This window comes from Rhizobium sp. 05L429 (assembly GCF_056397645.1).
In genome coordinates, this window is record NZ_JBFTNV010000009.1 from 200,659 (window position 1) to 218,008 (window position 17,350).

A 17,350-nucleotide genomic window follows, 5' to 3' on the forward strand; every position below is an offset into this window, starting at 1 on the left:
GGCGGGTTAACGGACCTGCTCCGGCGGTCTCGTTGGTCCGGGCAAGGGGCATTTTTGTGCAAATTCATTCTTTAATTCAATTGCTTATTATTCTTGAGGAAACTTCCGACAGCCAACACGTGGTCGACGAACTTGAGCAGGTGATCCGCTCGAGCGGATTCGATTTCTACGGCCTGCTTCGCCACCCCAAACAGGGAGACAACCCGTGGGGTGTGACTATGGCCAGCCGGTGGCCGGACAGCTGGCCACACGTTTACGCGGTAAAAAAATACGTGCTCGTCGATCCGACCGTGCGGTATCTTGCCCATGCGCAGCGGCCTTTCCGCTGGCGCGACGGCATGGCGGCTTTCCGGGATGATCCGCATCAGCGCCGCATGGAGCAGATGATGGTCGATGCCTATGGCCATGGACTGGAGGACGGCTATATCTTCCCGATCTATGGGCGAAACGGTATCCTCGGCAGCCTCAGCATCGGCGGCAAGCCAATTGAGCTTTTGCCGGCAGAGATCGCGCTTTTCGAGGCGATCGCCCGCAAGGCTTTCTGGCGGCTGCTTGATATGCAGGGCGAGGCTGCGGCGCTGGAAACGGTGCCGTTCAGCGACACGCAGCTGACCCGGCGCGAAATGGAAATTCTCCACTATCTCGCCGAAGGCATGACCTCGATGGAGATCAGCAAGCATCTGAAGATCTCCAACCATACGGTCGACTGGTATATGAACGGCCTGCAGGACAAGMTGAAGGCTAAGAACCGGCAGCAGGCGGTGGCTCTGGCCTTCCGATATGGGTTGATCACCTGAGATCCAGAGAAATTCTATTTCGTCACGGCAAGGGAAATTGAACTTTCTGTAACAGCGCGTTAAGAATTCTTTTCGCGGGTGCAGCATGGCCCGTTTCCGTGCTTTGAGGAGAGTACATTGCCCATATCGAAGATCCTTGTCGCCAACCGTTCCGAAATCGCCATCCGCGTATTCCGCGCGGCTAACGAGCTCGGGATAAAAACGGTCGCGATATGGGCTGAAGAAGACAAGCTGGCGCTACATCGCTTCAAGGCCGACGAGAGCTATCAAGTCGGCCGCGGTCCGCATCTCGCCCGCGACCTTGGGCCGATCGAAAGCTATCTTTCGATCGACGAGGTGATCCGTGTCGCCAAGCTTTCAGGCGCCGATGCGATCCATCCGGGATACGGCCTGCTTTCGGAGAGCCCGGAATTCGTCGATGCCTGCGATGCTGCAGGCATCACCTTCATCGGCCCGAGGGCCGATACGATGCGTCAGCTCGGCAACAAGGTGGCGGCGCGCAACCTTGCCATTTCCGTCGGCGTTCCAGTCGTTCCGGCCACGGAGCCACTGCCCGACGACATCAAAGAAGTCGCGAAGATGGCCGCTGCGATCGGCTATCCCGTGATGCTGAAAGCCTCCTGGGGCGGCGGCGGACGTGGCATGCGTGCCATCCGCGCCGAAGCCGATCTCGCCCGCGAGGTGACTGAGGCCAAGCGCGAGGCAATGGCCGCCTTCGGCAAGGACGAGGTCTATCTCGAAAAGCTTGTGGAACGCGCCCGCCACGTCGAAAGCCAGATCCTTGGCGATACGCACGGCAATGTCGTGCATCTCTTCGAGCGCGACTGCTCCATCCAGCGCCGTAACCAGAAGGTCGTCGAGCGTGCTCCGGCTCCTTATCTGTCCGAAGCGCAGCGGCAGGAGCTCGCTGCCTATTCGCTGAAGATCGCCGAGGCGACGAACTACGTCGGGGCCGGCACCGTCGAATACCTGATGGATGCCGACACCGGCAAATTCTACTTCATCGAAGTCAACCCGCGCATCCAGGTCGAGCACACGGTCACTGAAGTCGTGACCGGCATCGATATCGTCAAGGCGCAGATCCATATCCTCGATGGCTTTGCCATCGGCACCGAGGAATCCGGTGTGCCGAAGCAGGCCGACATCCGCCTCAATGGCCATGCGCTGCAGTGCCGTATCACGACGGAAGATCCCGAGCACAATTTCATTCCGRATTACGGCCGCATCACCGCCTATCGTTCGGCATCGGGCTTCGGCATCCGCCTCGACGGCGGCACATCCTATACCGGCGCAATCATCACCCGCTACTACGACCCGTTGCTGGTGAAGGTGACGGCCTGGGCGCCGAACCCGCTGGAGGCGATTTCGCGAATGGACCGCGCACTGCGCGAATTCCGTATTCGCGGTGTTGCCACCAACCTGACCTTCCTCGAAGCGATCATCACGCATCCGAAGTTCAGGGACAACACCTATACGACGCGCTTCATCGACACGACCCCGGAACTCTTCCAGCAGGTCAAGCGCCAGGACCGCGCCACCAAGCTTTTAACCTATCTCGCCGATGTCACCGTCAACGGCCATCCCGAGGCGAAGGATCGCCCGCGGCCATCGGAGGATTCCGCCAAGCCGGTCGTGCCCTATATCGATGGCGGCAAGATCCCCGATGGTACGAAGCAACTCCTCGACCAGCTCGGTCCGAAGAAATTCGGCGAGTGGATGCGCGAGCAGAAGCAGGTGCTGCTGACCGATACGACGATGCGCGACGGTCACCAGTCGCTGCTCGCCACCCGCATGCGCACCTATGACATTGCTAGGATCKCCGGCACCTATGCTCATGCGCTGCCGAATCTCCTGTCGCTGGAATGTTGGGGTGGCGCGACTTTCGACGTCTCCATGCGCTTCCTGACGGAGGATCCGTGGGAGCGTCTGGGGCTGATCCGCKAGGCGGCTCCCAACCTTCTGCTGCAGATGCTGCTGCGTGGCGCAAACGGTGTCGGCTACAAGAACTACCCTGACAATGTCGTCAAATATTTCGTCCGCCAGGCGGCCAAGGGCGGTATCGATCTCTTCCGCGTCTTCGACTGCCTGAACTGGGTGGAGAACATGCGCGTGTCGATGGATGCCGTTGCCGAGGAGAACAAGCTCTGCGAGGCGGCGATCTGCTACACGGGCGATATCCTCAATTCCGCCCGGCCGAAGTATGACCTGAAATATTATACGGACCTCGCCGTCGAGCTCGAAAGGGCCGGTGCGCATATCATCGCGCTCAAGGACATGGCGGGCCTGCTGAAGCCGGCTGCCGCAAAGGTGCTGTTCAAGGCGTTGCGCGAAGCGACCAGCCTGCCGATCCATTTCCACACGCACGATACGTCGGGCATTGCCGCCGCTACGGTTCTTGCTGCCGTGGATGCCGGCGTCGATGCCGTCGATGCGGCGATGGATGCGCTGTCAGGCAATACGTCGCAGCCCTGCCTCGGCTCCATCGTCGAGGCGCTGCGCGGCTCCGAGCGCGATCCGGGCCTCGATCCCGAATGGATCCGCCGCATCTCCTTCTATTGGGAAGCGGTTCGCAATCAGTACGCGGCCTTCGAGAGCGATCTGAAGGGGCCGGCTTCGGAGGTCTACCTGCACGAAATGCCGGGCGGCCAGTTCACCAACCTCAAGGAACAGGCCCGTTCGCTCGGTCTCGAAACCCGCTGGCACCAGGTCGCTCAGGCCTATGCGGACGCCAACCAGATGTTCGGCGATATCGTCAAGGTGACGCCGTCGTCCAAGGTCGTTGGCGATATGGCATTGATGATGGTCTCCCAGGATCTGACGGTGGCCGACGTCGTCAGCCCGGACAGAGAGGTCTCCTTCCCTGAATCGGTGGTCTCGATGCTGAAGGGCGATCTCGGCCAGCCGCCGTCAGGATGGCCGGAAGCGCTGCAGAAGAAGGCGCTGAAGGGGGATCAGCCCTATACGGTGCGCCCAGGCTCGCTGCTTGACGACGCCGATCTCGACGCGGAGCGCAAGACGATCGAGACCAAGTTGGAGCGTGAGGTGAGCGACTTCGAATTCGCCTCTTACCTCATGTATCCGAAGGTCTTCACTGATTTCGCATTGGCTTCGGATACCTACGGCCCGGTCTCGGTGTTGCCGACGCCCTCCTATTTCTACGGCCTCCGGGATGGCGACGAACTCTTTGCCGATATCGAAAAAGGCAAGACGCTCGTCATCGTCAATCAGGCGATGAGCCAGACAGACAGCCAGGGCATGGTCACCGTCTTCTTCGAGCTCAACGGCCAACCGCGCCGCATCAAGGTGCCGGACCGGGCGCATGGTGCGTCGGGCGCCGCTATCAGGCGCAAGGCGGAAGCCGGCAGTGCGGTTCATGTCGGTGCGCCGATGCCAGGCGTCATCTCGCGCGTCTTCGTCGCAGCTGGACAGACGGTCAACGCCGGCGACGTGCTTGTTTCCATTGAGGCGATGAAGATGGAAACGGCGCTGCATGCGGAAAAGGACGGCACGATCTCGGAAGTCTTGGTCAAGGCCGGCGACCAGATCGACGCCAAGGATCTGCTTGTCGTCTATGCCGGATAAGAAATGGACGGACGATCGTTTCCGACATCACCCGATTGTGTGCGATCGTGTCGTTAAAGAGCTGATTTTTCTATGAGTTAGCAGCCTTCTCACCTTGCCGGGTGAGGAGGCTTTCTCATAGACTCAGCTCCCATCATCGCCCCCAAGACCAATCAGGGATCATCTCATGAGCAAATTGAAGATTGCCGTCGTCGTCGGCAGCACGCGTATTGGCCGTTTCGCCGAACATCCGGCCAAGTGGATCGCCGAGCTCGTCGGCCAGCGTTCCGATCTCGAGGTCGAAGTTCTCGATCTTCTCGACTACCCGATGCATTTCTTCGGCGAAGCGCGCGCCACCACGGCGGAAAGCGAAACCGCCGAGCGCTGGAAGAAGAAGCTGCGCGAATTCGACGGCTTCATATTCACGGTCGCCGAATATAACCATGCTCCGACGGCTGTTCTGAAGAACGCGATCGATCTCGGCGATTTCATCCAGAAGCCGGTCGGCTTCGTCGGTTACGGTGGCGTCGGCGGCGCACGCGCCGTCGAGCAACTTCGTCTGGTCTTCGTCGAAATGAGTGCAGCTTCTGTCAGGACGGGGGTTCACATCGCGTTCAGCGAATATCTTGCCGTCCTGAAGGAAGGCAAAAGCCTCGGCGATTATGCCCATCTGAATGAAGCCGCCAAGAACCTGCTCGATCAGCTGACCTGGTGGGGCAATGCGCTGAAGGCAGCACGTGCCGTCGTCACAGCCGCCTGATCGCAGTTTCAGCAATGCCGGGATCTCGCATCCCGGCATTGCCTCAGATATCGTAGGTGTGGGCGGCGTTGATGGTGGAGATGAAGCGCTTGGTGCGTTCCTTCTCCGGCGTATTGAAGATCGCCCTGGCACTGCCCGTTTCCACCACGCTGCCGGCCTCCAGAAAGACCACGTCATTGGCGATCTTCGAGGCGAGGCGGAGATCATGGGTCGCCATGACCATGGTCGTGCCTTCGCGGGCAAGCTGGCCCAGCACGTCGACCACTTCCGCTGAAAGTTCGGGATCGAGCGCCGAGGTCGGTTCGTCGCAGAGCAGGACGCGCGGCGAAGGCGCCAGGGCGCGGGCGATCGCCACACGCTGCTGCTGACCGCCCGAAAGAGTCGAGGGCCAGGCATCGGTCTTGTGCGCCATGCCGACCTTCGTCAGCAGCTCCATGGCGTGTTCGCGGGCCTTCGCCTTCGGCCATTTCAGGACCGTGACCAGACCTTCCATGACATTTTCGATCGCCGTCTGATGCGGGAAAAGCTGAAAGTTCTGGAAGACCATGCCGGTCTGCCGGCGGATCTTCTGGATTGCCTGCCAGCCRACACGCTTGCCGGGGGAGAAAGAGAGCGTTTCCTCGCCGAGGCGGATGGTGCCCGCGCTCGGGATTTCCAGGAGGTTGATGCAGCGAAGCAGCGTGCTCTTGCCGCCGCCGGACGGGCCGACGAGAGCCGTGACGCTGCCTTCTGGAATGCGGATGCTGATGTCCTTCAGGATGATTGCGTCGCCGAAGCGCTTTTCGATCTTGGAAAGCTCGATCATGCATTTGCCTCCAGCATGCCGCCGTAGCGCGCGAAACGGCGTTCCAACCTCTGCTGCAGCGTCGAAAGCACGGAACTCAAGGCGAGATAGATCAGCGCCGCTTCGATATAGAGGATCAGCGGCTCGTAGGTGGTCGCGACGATGCGCTGGGCGGCCTGAAAAAGCTCAGGCACTGTGATGGCAGCTGCAAGCGAGGTATCCTTGACCAGCGAAATGAAAGTGTTCGACAGCGGCGGCACTGCAACGCGGGCGGCCTGCGGCAGGATGGTGCGGCTCATGGCCTGGCGCCAGTTCATGCCGATCGAATAGGCCGCTTCCCACTGGCCCTTGGGCACGGAGGAGATGACGGCGCGGATGATCTCGGAGCTGTAGGCGCCGATATTCAGCGTGAAGCCGATCAGGGCCGCCGGAAAGGCATCGAGCAGGATGCCGATGCTCGGCAGGCCATAGAAGATCACGAAAAGCTGGACGAGCAGCGGCGTGCCGCGGATGACCCAGACATAGAAGCGGGCGATGGCCGCAACAGGTCCCGGCCCGAACAGACGCCCAATCGCCGTGATCAGCCCCAGAATCAGGCCGAAGGCGAAGGAAAGCAGCGTGAGGGGGATGGTGAAGATCAGCCCCGCCCAGAGGAGCGAGGGGAGCGATTCCGCCATCAGTTGGAGCCAGTGCGGCAAGGGCGTCTCCTCAAGAAAAGACGCGTCCGGCGAGGGTCCGCCGAACGCTTTTTCATGCAGCTATAAAGGATATGGCGGCGGCGCGAAACCGCCGGTATCGGGACTTACTTCGAAACGTCCTGGCCGAAGTATTTGTCGGCGATCTTCTTGTAGGTGCCGTCAGCCTTGATGTCGGCGAGCGCCTTGTTGATCCCTTCGAGCAGTTCCGGCTCGCCCTTGCGGATGATGATGCCGGAGTAATCGGCATTTTCCTGCTGGGCGACGATCTTTACCGGAGCGTCCGGCTTGTGCTTCTTGAAGTCGAGGAAGGACAGGCTGTCGTTGATCGTGGCATCGGCACGCTTGGTCAGGACGAGCTGGATCGACTGGTCGAAGCCGTCGGTCCCAACCAGTTCGGCGCCCGCTTCCGTGGCGATCTTGCCGAAGTTGCTGGTCAGCGACTGAGCGGACTTCTTGCCCTTGAGATCGGCGAAGGACTTGATGCTGTCGTCGCCGTCACGAACGATCAGAACTGCCTTCGAAGCGATATAGGGCTCGGAGAAGTCGTACTTCTGCTTGCGGGCGTCGGTGATGCCGACCTGGTTGATGACGGTGTCGTAGCGTTTGGCGTCGAGGCCGGCGATAAGGCCGTCCCACTTGCCTTCGACGAACTCGGCCTTCACGCCGAGCTTGGCTGCGACTGCTTCGCCGATCTCGACGTCGAAGCCGACGAGCTTGCCGCTTTCGTCATGATAGGTGAACGGGGCGTAGGTGCCTTCCGTGCCGATCTTGAAGACGCCGGCAGACTTGATGGCGCTGAGGTTTTCGCCGGCATGAGCAGGCAGCAGGGCTGCGGCCTGAATGAGCGCGGCGGCGGCGACGGTTTTCAACCAGTTCATTGTTTTATCCATCCTTGGGAAGATCGTGTTCGGATGGCCGATACATCGCAGAAAATTACCGTTACGGAAGCGTAGAAAACTGYAAATAAAAGCGGCAACTGCGAATATTTTTCTCAAGCCGCCCTTCTAGTCCATAAATCGGCAGAAACCGGTATCAGGCCGTGGCGCGGTGGCGCAATTTTTCGCTGACGATGATGATGAAGCCGGCGCCGAGGATCATGACCGCGCCGACCACGACATTGTGCGTGGGTATATCGGCCCAGATCACGTAGCCGAGGATGAAGGCCCATACCAGCGACGTATATTCGAACGGTGCGAGCACCGAGACGGGGGCCTGGCGCATACCTTCGAAGAGGGCGAATTGCGCGCAGCCGGCGACGACGCCGGTACCGATAAGCAGGCCAAGTTGCGTGAGGGTCGGGGTCTGCCAGGTATAGATGACGGCGATACCGGTCATGATGAGGAAGAAGACGTTCGAAACGGCAAGCTGAATGATGGTCTTCTCATGCAGCGAGGTTTTGCGCAGCAGAACCATGGCCGAAGCCCAGAGCACGGCTGCCTGCAGCGCCAGATAGACCGGCCAGGAGATCGCGAGCCCGACCGGATTGCAGGCGATGAGCACGCCAACGAAGCCGACGCCGACGGCAAGCCAGCGGGCGGGCGTGACCTCTTCCTTGAGAATGAACCAGGCCAACACGGTGCCGACGACGGGGGCTGCGTAATAGAGTGTTGTAACCTCGGCGAGTGGCAGGCGGCTTGCGGCGGTATAGTAGGAGAGCCAGGCGCAGAGCAGAAGGATGCTTCGGGCGATCATCGGCTTGATGATCGGCGAGGTGACAGCCTGATGGACGAGATTGCCGCGGCCATAGGCGAGGCAGCCGACGAGGATAGTGAAACTGCGGAAAAACAGGATCTGCCAAACGGGGATCGTTGATGTCAAAACCTTGACGATCGCGTCATGGAAGGTGAACGCCATATAGGCTGATGTCGTGAGCACGATGCCCAAGCTGACGGAGTTTTTCACGGGAGTRCACCAGAGGCGGGAGATGCTGGCAGGAATCAGGAATGTCTGATCGATATTCGCGCCCTCCGAACCGGTCAATAGGCCAGATTTCGCCTTGCTGCTGGAGCTTTGTTTCATGACGTCAGAAAACGTGTGACCGTGCATATTGCCTGCACGATTATCAGCGTTTATGCATGATTGCAGATTTTGATAGATTAATCCGGTAGGAACATGCAGGATTTCCTGTTGCGAGAACGTCAGAGTGTGATTTCCGAGCGGCTCAAGACGCATGGTCGTGTGTTGGCAACGGAACTCGCACTCGAATTTGGAGTGTCTGAAGATACGGTGCGGCGTGACCTGCGCGAGATGGCTGCAGCAGGGCTCTGCGAGCGGGTCTATGGCGGGGCATTGCCGGTTTCGCCGGCACGCGGAAGCCTGACCCAGCGCATGAGCTTTGCTGCCGACCGGAAGCAGGCGCTGGCGCGCGCCGCTGCAGGCGAAATTGCCCCGGGCACGATGGTTTTCTTCGATGCCGGCAGTACCAATCTGGCAATTGCCAAGGCATTGCCGGCTGACTTTCCACTGACGGCAGCAACGAATGCGCCGGCGATCGCTGCGGCGCTGATCGAAAAACCTGAAGTCAACCTCATCCTGATCGGCGGTTTGGTCGACCGCCAGACCGGCGGCTCGCTCGGTGCCAAGGCCCTGCGCGACATGGAGCAGCTTTCGCCCGACCTCTGCATTCTGGGTGCCTGCGGCGTCGATCTCGAGGCGGGGCTGACAACGTTCGGCTTTGAGGACGCGGAGTTCAAGCGGTTCGCCACGTCAAGAAGCAAGCGGGTGATGGTGGCAGCGACATCGGAAAAATTCGGTACAGCAGCGCCGCACAGCGTTTTGCCCATCGCCCATTGCGAATGCCTTGTCGCGGAGCACGACGCGGATGCTGTCATGCTTGGGGAATACCGAGCACGCGGATGCCGAACGATTATTGCGGACAAGACGGCCTGAGGCTGTCGGCGCCAGGAATGGGGCCAGTAACGGGAATTGGGCGGCAAGCCCGATGAGAGGAAAGACAGGGAAATGGACAATAATGTGAGCGCAGCACCGGGGGTACGGAGCGGCTTCATCACCAGGAGCAGGGCGGCGGTTTCGCTGCTCTTTCTCATGAATGGTTTCGTCGTCGGCTGCTGGGCGCCGAAGATTCCCGATTTTGCCGAACGGCTTGGGCTTACCAAGTTCGAACTCGGACTGATGATCCTCGTCTTCGGTTTCGGCTCACTGGTCATGATGCCAATCGCCGGCGCGCAGATCGCCAAGCATGGTTCACGTGTTGTCGTGCGGGTGCTCGCCGTCTGTTTGCTGCCAATGCTTCTGGCGCTGACGCTGGCTCCCAACGTCATCACAGGGGCGATCTCGCTCTTTCTGTTCGGCGGTTTCATGGGCGCGATGGACGTGGCAATGAACGCTAATGCCGTGGCGGTGGAAAAATCCATGCGCCGCGCGATCATGTCGTCCTGCCACGCTTTCTGGAGCCTTGGCGGGTTGCTTGGCTCTGGCCTCGGCGGCCTGGTGATCTCCAAGCTCGGCATTCTCGGCCACGCGGAACTGGCAACCGTGCTTGCCGCTATTCTCCTTGCCGCCGCTTGGCCGATGGTGCTTGCCGATCCGCCGCATCCCGATGCCAAGAAGGAGAAGACGAAGTTGCCGATGGTGCCGCTGCCGTGGCTGCTCGGTCTTATGGCGCTGTTCTGCATGGTGCCGGAGGGAGCGATCCTCGACTGGGGTGCGCTTTATCTCAGGCAGGAAATGGGTGCGTCGGTCGCCCTCTCCGGTCTCGGCTTTGCGGCCTTCTCGGCGGCCATGGCGACCATGCGCTTTGCCGGCGATCTGGTCCGCGATCGTCTCGGCGGGGTCAAGACGCTGCGCATCTGCACGCTGTTTGCCATCGTCGGCATGCTGCTTACGAGCCTTGCGCCGGATGCCGAAATCGCCATCCTCGGCTTCGCGCTTTGCGGTATCGGTATTTCCAATATGGTGCCGATCGCTTTTTCGGCGGCGGGCAACATCCCCGGCTTGAAGCCCGGCATCGGCATCTCAGTCGTCACGACCATGGGCTATTCCGGCATGCTGGTGGCGCCTTCGGTGATCGGCTTCGTGGCCGAGCATGTGGGCTTTGCGGCTGTCTTCATGGCGCTGCCGGTGCTGCTGCTCGTGGTTCTCGCATTCTCTAGGCTCGCGCATTATGCCGATGGAGTCTCCGGCGGCGGCCACTGAKCCGCCTCCAATCAAAAGTGATATACGGGGCGGTTGACAAGCTCGCGGGCTTGATCCACCTGAAAGGCTCTGTTTTCCGGGTGTAAGAGCTCTTCATGTCTGCTTTCGATTTCGATCCGAAACCACGCCGCGCCTMTGTTGCCGTCGATGTCGGCGGTGTCATCGTCGRCGGAGGTGCGCCTGTCGTCGTGCAATCCATGACGAATACCGACACGGCGGATGTGGATTCCACGGTGGCCCAGGTCGCCGCACTCCATCGCGCCGGTTCCGAGCTTGTCCGCATCACTGTCGACCGCGACGAGAGTGCGGCCGCCGTGCCGAAGGTCCGCGAGCGCCTGCTGCGCCTCGGTTTGGATGTGCCGCTGATCGGCGACTTCCACTATATCGGCCACAAGCTGCTTGCGGATCATCCGGCCTGCGCCGAAGCGCTGGCGAAGTACCGCATCAATCCCGGCAATGTCGGCTTCAAGGACAAGAAGGACAAGCAGTTCGCCGAAATCATCGAGATGGCGATCCGCTACGACAAGCCGGTGCGCATCGGCGTCAACTGGGGTTCGCTGGACCAGGAACTGCTGACGCAGCTCATGGACAAGAACCAGGCCGAGGGCTCGCCGCTTTCGGCCCGGCAGGTGACGCACGAGGCGATCGTGCAGTCGGCGCTGCTGTCTGCGCAGCTTGCCGAAGAGATCGGCCTGCCGCGCAACCGCATCATCCTGTCSGCCAAGGTCAGCCAGGTYCAGGATCTGATCGCSGTCWATTCCATGCTYKCCGAACGTTCCRACCAYGCCCTGCATCTCGGCCTCACCGAAGCCGGTATGGGCACCAAGGGCATCGTCGCCTCTTCGGCTGCGATGGGCTATGTGCTGCAGAACGGCATCGGCGATACGATCCGCATTTCGCTGAGGCCGGAGCCGAATGGTGACCGCACCCGCGAAGTGCAGGTGGCGCAAGAACTGCTGCAGGTCATGGGTTTCCGCCAGTTCGTGCCTGTTGTTGCGGCCTGTCCGGGCTGCGGACGTACGACGTCGACGGTGTTCCAGGAGCTCGCGCAGAACATCCAGAACGACCTCCGCAAGAACATGCCGGTCTGGCGTGAGAAATATCCGGGTGTGGAAGCGCTCAACGTCGCCGTCATGGGCTGCATCGTCAACGGACCTGGTGAGAGCAAGCATGCCGATATCGGCATTTCGCTGCCCGGTACCGGTGAGACGCCGGCGGCTCCTGTCTTTATCGACGGCAAGAAGGCGCTGACACTGCGCGGCCCGAATATCGCCTCGGATTTCGAGGCGCTCGTCATCGACTATATCGAAAAGCGTTTCGGTCAGAAGACGGCAGCGGAGTAATCACTCCGCTTTTCGACGACCTCCGGTGGCAGGCTGATAGCGCTGCCTTTTCTCTGTCTCAGTTCTGACGTTCGGCTACGAAATGGGCAGTGGCGATCAGCACTGCGGCGCGTTCGCCATATGGGGCGAGCAGGGTTTCCGCGTCTTCGACGTGCTGGCGCAGTTGCGTCTCCGCCCATTCCATGCCGTGAAGAGCCACCAGCGTTCCTTTGCCGCGAGCGGCATCCTTGCCGGTCGCCTTGCCCATCGTCTTGATATCGGAGTTCAGGTCGAGAATATCGTCGGCAAGCTGGAAGGCGAGGCCGATCTTCTCGCCGAAGCTGCGCAGGCGCTGCCGGTCCTCGGCCGAAGCGCCGGCGATAATGGCACCGGCCTCGCAGGCGAAACGGATCAGCGCGCCTGTTTTCATCGCCTGCAGGCGAATGATGCCGGCTTCGTCCGGCGCCTGCTTTTCCGCGGCAAGGTCGAGTGCCTGTCCGCCGGCCATGCCGCCGAGGCCAGCGGCGCGGGCGAGCGCCACAACGAGTTCCGTCCTGCTGCGGTCCGGCAGGTCCGTTTCCGGCGCCGCGATGATGTCGAAGGCATAGGTCAGCAGGCTGTCGCCGGCCAGAATGGCGGTCGCTTCATCGAATTTGATATGCACGGTCGGCTTGCCACGGCGCAGGGCGTCGTCGTCCATCGCCGGCAGATCGTCGTGAACGAGAGAATAGCAATGGATGCATTCGAGTGCCGCGCCGACGCGAAGCGCGGCCTGCCTATTGCCGCCGAGAAGTGCTGCGCTTTCAACGACAAGGAAGGGGCGCAGGCGTTTGCCGCCATTCAGGACGGCGTAGTGCATGGCGCTGCGCAGGAGGTCGGGACGGGCGATCTCGTCGGATAGTACGGCAGGAGAGAGCAGGAGATCGAGCAGTGCCTCGATCTCGGCGGCACCGCTTTTCAACCGCGTCTCGAATGTTTCCCGCTTAGCGTCCATGCGCGCTCTTTGACACGACGCAACGGCAGCTGGCAACGGAATTGTCGATCACCGCGTCAAGATTTCCGCTGCACTCTGGCAATGCGGGTTTTCAGGCGGTATGACAACGACGAGGGCGAAATCGGACTGGGACATTGGATATAGCGCCGCAGACAGAGGAGAGCGTCGAGGCGCCGGTTCGCCGGCGCTGGTTTGGAGACCGCCAGGTGCTGAAGCGCATTGTTCTTGCCGTTCTGGCGGTGCTGCTTTTGCCCTATATGCTGATCCTCCTCTATCTGCTGCCCTTCATCCATCCGGTTTCAACGCTGATGCTGCGTGATCTCGTGCTTTTGCGCGGTTATGACCGGCGGTGGGTGTCGATTGACGATGTTGCGCCTGTTCTCGTGCAATCGGTGATGATGTCGGAAGACGGGCAATATTGCTTTCACGGCGGTGTCGATTGGGGCGAGATGCGTATGCTCGTCGAAGATACGCTAAAGGGCCAGGAGACGCGCGGCGGCAGCACCATTCCCATGCAGACGGCAAAGAACCTCTTCCTCTGGAACAGCCGCTCCTTCATCCGCAAGGGGATGGAACTGCCGCTGGCGGTCGGCTCCGATTTCGTCTGGTCGAAGAGGCGGCTGATGGAGATCTATCTCAATATCGCCGAATGGGGGCCGGGCATCTACGGCATCGAGGCGGCTGCGCAATATCACTTCAAGGTGCCGGCTTCCAAGCTCACGCGCCGGCAGGCCTCGTTGCTTGCAGTTTCGCTGCCGAACCCGATCGATCGCAATGCCGGAAAGCCCGGGCGAGGGCTGCGCAGGCTTGCAGGGCTCATCGAACGACGGGCCCAGGGCTCGGGTGATTACATCAAGTGCATCTATGATTGACATCAGAACTTGTCGTTGGAAGCGGCAAGCGTCATCTGACATTCTTGGTCCTGCCATATCGGCGAGTGCGGTCCCAACCAGAGCCCTTTGAGTCGCCCATGACCACGACGACACTTTCGCCCGAACTTCTTCAGTATTCCAAGAGTCACAATTCGTTTCCGCCGGCGCATTTGGGCACCCGCTACCGCAAGGTCGGCGGTTTCCTGCCGGARCAAGGCAACACCATCGTCTGCCATCCTGTTAAGGGGTCGAAAACGCAGCKGGCGCTGATCGAGGCGCGCGAAAAATATCTGGCTATGCCCGAGGCACCGCAATTCCTCTTCACGCCGATTACCAGTATCCACATGACGCTCTTCGAAGGCGTGATCGAGGGGCGCCGCAAGCAGGATTACTGGCCGGGCGACCTTTCGCTCGACACGCCGATCGACGACATGACCGAGCTTATGGCCGCACGGCTGGAAGGCTTCTCCATATTCGAGCCCTTCAAGGTTGCGATTGTCGAGGCCCGCCCGTCCGGCCTGCTGGTCGAAGGCGCKACGGAAGAGGACCGCGAGGTGATGCGCGCCTGGCGCGATGCGATGGCCGATCTTCTGGGCTTTCGTCAGCCGAACCATGAGGATTACAAGTTCCACGTGACCTTCGCCTACGCGATCGAACGGCTGGAAGACGAGGCACTGCCGCGCTGGCAGGTCATGCTCGATGAGGTGACGGAGGATATCCGCCGCAGGGCGCCGGTGTTCGAGATGATGCCGCCGGCTTTCTGCATGTTCGAGGATATGAACCACTTCCACGAACTGCTGATCTTCGATTTCGAACCCTGACAGGAACGCACCATGGACAAGCTGACGCTCACCATCGCCAACAAGAATTACTCCTCCTGGTCCTTCCGACCATGGATGGCGCTGACGGGCGTCGGCATCGATTTCGAAGAGGTGCTGATCCCATTCGACTATCCTGGTGGGAATCCCAACATCAAGGCGGTCTCGCCGAGCGGCCATGTGCCCTTGCTGCAGCACGGTGCGCTGAAGATCTGGGAATCCTTCGCGATCATCGAATATGTAGCCGGTCTTTATCCCGATGCCGGGTTGCTGCCTGGGGATCGTGCCGAGCGGGCGCTTGCCCGTTCGGTCTCCATGGAGATGATGTCGAGCTTCCGGGCGCTGCGCAGCGCCTGCCCGATGAATATTCGCCGGCCGAAGGGCAAGATCGCGCTGCCTGACGAGGTTTCCGCCGATATCGGCCGCATCGAGACCATCTGGCGCGATCTTCTCCGAAAAACCGGGGGGCCGTTCCTCTTTGGCGAATTCAGTGGGGCAGACGCGATGTTTGCACCCGTCGTCAACCGCTTCGACATCTATGATCTTGTTAGCCACGACGATACACTGGCCTATATGGGTGCGATGAAGGCGCATCCGGCCTGGCGGAAGTGGGAGGAAGCGGCCCGCGCCGAGCCGTGGATCGTGCCGGAAGACGAAGTCTGAGTGGAGAATCCGAGGTAGCGCAAAAAATACATGTGGGGACTGGTCAAGGCCACCCCTTGCATGTATAAGCGCGCAAAATTCCGAAATCGCGACATGTCCGTTTCGGCCGCCAGTCTGGCCGTGGGAATGTTTTGCCCGCAAGTGGAGTAAAAGAAATGGCTGTACCGAAGAGAAAAACGAGCCCGTCCAAGCGCGGCATGCGCCGTTCGGCTGATGCGCTGAAGGCTCCGACCTATGTCGAAGACAAGAATTCCGGCGAACTGCGCCGCCCGCATCATATCGATCTGAAGACCGGCATGTACCGCGGCCGTCAGGTTTTGACGCCGAAGGAAAGCGCATAATTTCTGTTCGGCTTGTCCGATAAAGTTTTAAAGGCCGGCTCAATGCCGGCCTTTTTCTTTTCAAGATATTATAATCTTCGATGCCTTGAAGTGAGACGGTGATATCAGGCAGTATTCCCTAGAGATCGGGGAGAATTTTCTGCATGATTGCCACAATACCGCTGATGGTTATTCCATTTATTCTTTACAATCTGGCGATGGTGGGCGTGATGGGTGGTGGCGGAATTTCATCGCTCCAGCATGACGTGATCATGCTGTCGATGCTTTCGGGCGMAATCTGGAGCATGGCGCTCGGCGATCTCTTCATCGTCGTGGCGCTCGTCGTACTCTTCTTCGAGATCCTGAAAGCGACCCGGAACGGTTCCGGCAGCCTCATCAATCACATGCTGTCGATGCTGGTCTTTATCGCCTTCCTGGTCGAGTTTCTTCTCGTCCAGGATGCGGCGACCCAGGTCTTCTTCATCCTGATGACCATCGCGCTGATAGACGTGATCGGCGGCTTTGCGGTGTCGATCCGCAGCGCCGGCCGAGACGTTTCGATCGGCCTATAGGCTGTCGAGCTTGTTCTGCAGCGCGCGAAGCTGTTCCTTCAGCTCGTCGATGTCCTTGGCCTCCGCCTTGCGGGTTTCCTTTGGCGGCGGCGTCATGAAGGGTGAGAACATCTGCATGGCCTGCTGGAACATCTCGGTGTTCCGGCGGACCTGATCTTCGACCATCTGCATGGGAAGCTGCAGGTTCTTGCCGAGCGGCGTTTCGCCAAAGGCTCGGTTCACCTGCTCGCGGATTTGCACCTGCTGCTCCGTGAAGGCGCGCATGGAATGTTCGAGGAAGCTTGGAACGACCATCTGCATCTGGTCGCCATAGTAGGTGATCAGCTGACGCAGGAAGGGGATCGGAAGCAGTGTGTTGCCGGTCTTCGATTCCTGCTCGAAAATAATCTGGGTCAGTACCGAATGCGTGATGTCGTCACCGCTTTTGGCGTCCTGAACGGTAAAATCCTCCCCCTTCTTTAYCATCTCCGCCAGKTCTTCCAGCGTCACATAGGTGCTGGTGCCTGTATTGTAGAGGCGGCGATTGGCATATTTCTTAATTACGATCTGACCCTCGGTCTTCGCCATATCAGTCTCCCAAACCCCGTCTGATTGTATGGATACTCCCCCACCAGAGACTGTAGACGCAAAAGAAGGGCGGTGACAATCTCTTTGTGCGATGCGGCAAGCCCTTTCCCTGAACGGATAAATCCATTCGAGGGCGCTGYAGCAAATGGTGGAACGGTCTTGGCATTTGACTTGGGCCTGCAGCTTTGTCAGTTTCCACTTATATGTGTGACGAGAAACGAGGAAACCCACTCATGAGCAGCTCATCCGTCGTCATCGCCAGCGCAGCGCGCACCGCTGTCGGTTCCTTCAACGGTGCTTTCGGCACGGTTCCCGCTCACGAACTCGGGGCGGCGGCCGTCAAGGGCGCGCTGGAGCKGGCAAATGTTTCCCCTGAAGAGGTGGACGAGGTCATCCTTGGCCAGGTCCTGCAGGCTGGCGAAGGCCAGAACCCGGCTCGCCAGGCGGCGATGAAGGCCGGCGTTCCC

The 17,350-nt window shown here is 60.2% G+C and carries 18 protein-coding genes; 12 read left to right on the forward strand and 6 right to left on the reverse strand.

Annotated elements, in window-relative coordinates; translation table 11 throughout:
* Positions 1-56: 56 nt before the first annotated feature.
* From AC1DNW_RS12365 to AC1DNW_RS12375, 3 genes are all read left to right on the forward strand, one after another.
* On the forward strand, positions 57-797 hold the full coding sequence (locus AC1DNW_RS12365; protein ID WP_477852857.1) for a LuxR family transcriptional regulator: 741 nt from the start codon (positions 57-59) through the stop codon (positions 795-797).
* Between the two features lie 117 nt (positions 798-914).
* Positions 915-4,379 carry a pyruvate carboxylase gene (pyc, locus tag AC1DNW_RS12370; RefSeq protein WP_477852844.1) on the forward strand — a complete coding sequence of 1,155 codons (3,465 nt, stop codon included), beginning with the start codon at positions 915-917 and terminating at the stop codon, positions 4,377-4,379.
* Between the two features lie 166 nt (positions 4,380-4,545).
* Entirely contained in the window at positions 4,546-5,118 is a 573-nt protein-coding gene (locus AC1DNW_RS12375; RefSeq protein WP_113302049.1) for an NAD(P)H-dependent oxidoreductase, read from the forward strand.
* Between the two features lie 43 nt (positions 5,119-5,161).
* Here the strand turns inward: AC1DNW_RS12375 and AC1DNW_RS12380 are convergent, their stop codons facing one another.
* The 4 genes from AC1DNW_RS12380 to AC1DNW_RS12395 form a co-directional block, all read right to left on the reverse strand.
* Positions 5,162-5,923 (reverse strand): amino acid ABC transporter ATP-binding protein, encoded by a 762-nt coding sequence (locus AC1DNW_RS12380; RefSeq protein WP_113311998.1) that lies wholly within the window; start codon positions 5,921-5,923, stop codon positions 5,162-5,164.
* Positions 5,920-6,600, reverse strand: coding sequence for an amino acid ABC transporter permease (locus AC1DNW_RS12385; RefSeq protein WP_113302047.1), 681 nt, complete (start codon positions 6,598-6,600; stop codon positions 5,920-5,922). The genes AC1DNW_RS12380 and AC1DNW_RS12385 overlap by 4 nt, the downstream gene beginning before the upstream one ends.
* A gap of 104 nt (positions 6,601-6,704) precedes the next feature.
* Positions 6,705-7,478, reverse strand: a complete 774-nt coding sequence (locus AC1DNW_RS12390; RefSeq protein WP_113302046.1) for an amino acid ABC transporter substrate-binding protein — start codon at positions 7,476-7,478, stop codon at positions 6,705-6,707.
* Positions 7,479-7,632: 154 nt separating this feature from the next.
* Entirely contained in the window at positions 7,633-8,502 is an 870-nt protein-coding gene (locus tag AC1DNW_RS12395) for a DMT family transporter (RefSeq protein ID WP_113312005.1), read from the reverse strand.
* A 210-nt stretch (positions 8,503-8,712) separates the two neighbouring features.
* Here AC1DNW_RS12395 and AC1DNW_RS12400 point away from each other — a divergent pair, with 210 nt between their 5' ends.
* The 3 genes from AC1DNW_RS12400 to ispG all read left to right on the forward strand — a co-directional run bounded on the left by AC1DNW_RS12400 (position 8,713) and on the right by ispG (position 12,098).
* The gene (locus tag AC1DNW_RS12400; RefSeq protein ID WP_113311999.1) at positions 8,713-9,489 is read left to right on the forward strand and encodes a DeoR/GlpR family DNA-binding transcription regulator; all 777 of its coding nucleotides are present in this window, start codon (positions 8,713-8,715) and stop codon (positions 9,487-9,489) included.
* 72 nt (positions 9,490-9,561) lie between these two features.
* Complete coding sequence (locus AC1DNW_RS12405; protein ID WP_113302044.1) at positions 9,562-10,755, forward strand: MFS transporter; 1,194 nt, start codon at positions 9,562-9,564, stop codon at positions 10,753-10,755.
* 95 nt (positions 10,756-10,850) lie between these two features.
* Positions 10,851-12,098 (forward strand): flavodoxin-dependent (E)-4-hydroxy-3-methylbut-2-enyl-diphosphate synthase, encoded by a 1,248-nt coding sequence (gene ispG, locus AC1DNW_RS12410; protein WP_477852846.1) that lies wholly within the window; start codon positions 10,851-10,853, stop codon positions 12,096-12,098.
* A gap of 58 nt (positions 12,099-12,156) precedes the next feature.
* Here ispG and AC1DNW_RS12415 read toward each other — a convergent pair whose 3' ends face one another.
* Positions 12,157-13,071: a polyprenyl synthetase family protein gene (locus AC1DNW_RS12415; protein WP_477852848.1), complete on the reverse strand. Its 915-nt coding sequence runs from the start codon at positions 13,069-13,071 to the stop codon at positions 12,157-12,159.
* A 134-nt stretch (positions 13,072-13,205) separates the two neighbouring features.
* On the opposite strand from AC1DNW_RS12415, the gene mtgA reads away from it, so the two are divergent.
* From mtgA to AC1DNW_RS12440, 5 genes are all read left to right on the forward strand, one after another.
* The gene (gene mtgA, locus AC1DNW_RS12420) at positions 13,206-13,943 is read left to right on the forward strand and encodes a monofunctional biosynthetic peptidoglycan transglycosylase (RefSeq protein ID WP_113302041.1); all 738 of its coding nucleotides are present in this window, start codon (positions 13,206-13,208) and stop codon (positions 13,941-13,943) included.
* 98 nt (positions 13,944-14,041) lie between these two features.
* Positions 14,042-14,764 (forward strand): DUF1868 domain-containing protein, encoded by a 723-nt coding sequence (locus tag AC1DNW_RS12425; RefSeq protein WP_477852849.1) that lies wholly within the window; start codon positions 14,042-14,044, stop codon positions 14,762-14,764.
* A gap of 12 nt (positions 14,765-14,776) precedes the next feature.
* Positions 14,777-15,424 carry a glutathione S-transferase family protein gene (locus AC1DNW_RS12430; protein ID WP_113312003.1) on the forward strand — a complete coding sequence of 216 codons (648 nt, stop codon included), beginning with the start codon at positions 14,777-14,779 and terminating at the stop codon, positions 15,422-15,424.
* A gap of 155 nt (positions 15,425-15,579) precedes the next feature.
* Complete coding sequence (gene rpmF / locus AC1DNW_RS12435) at positions 15,580-15,765, forward strand: 50S ribosomal protein L32 (RefSeq protein ID WP_003543812.1); 186 nt, start codon at positions 15,580-15,582, stop codon at positions 15,763-15,765.
* A 143-nt stretch (positions 15,766-15,908) separates the two neighbouring features.
* Positions 15,909-16,316, forward strand: coding sequence for a hypothetical protein (locus AC1DNW_RS12440; protein ID WP_477852851.1), 408 nt, complete (start codon positions 15,909-15,911; stop codon positions 16,314-16,316).
* Here the strand turns inward: AC1DNW_RS12440 and phaR are convergent.
* The gene (phaR, locus tag AC1DNW_RS12445) at positions 16,311-16,883 is read right to left on the reverse strand and encodes a polyhydroxyalkanoate synthesis repressor PhaR (RefSeq protein ID WP_477852852.1); all 573 of its coding nucleotides are present in this window, start codon (positions 16,881-16,883) and stop codon (positions 16,311-16,313) included. The two genes, AC1DNW_RS12440 and phaR, sit on opposite strands and share 6 nt — an antisense overlap.
* Positions 16,884-17,116: 233 nt before the next feature.
* Between phaR and AC1DNW_RS12450 the strand changes: the two genes are divergently transcribed.
* A partial coding sequence (locus tag AC1DNW_RS12450; RefSeq protein WP_477852854.1) for a thiolase family protein occupies positions 17,117-17,350 on the forward strand: 234 nt, incomplete at its 3' end.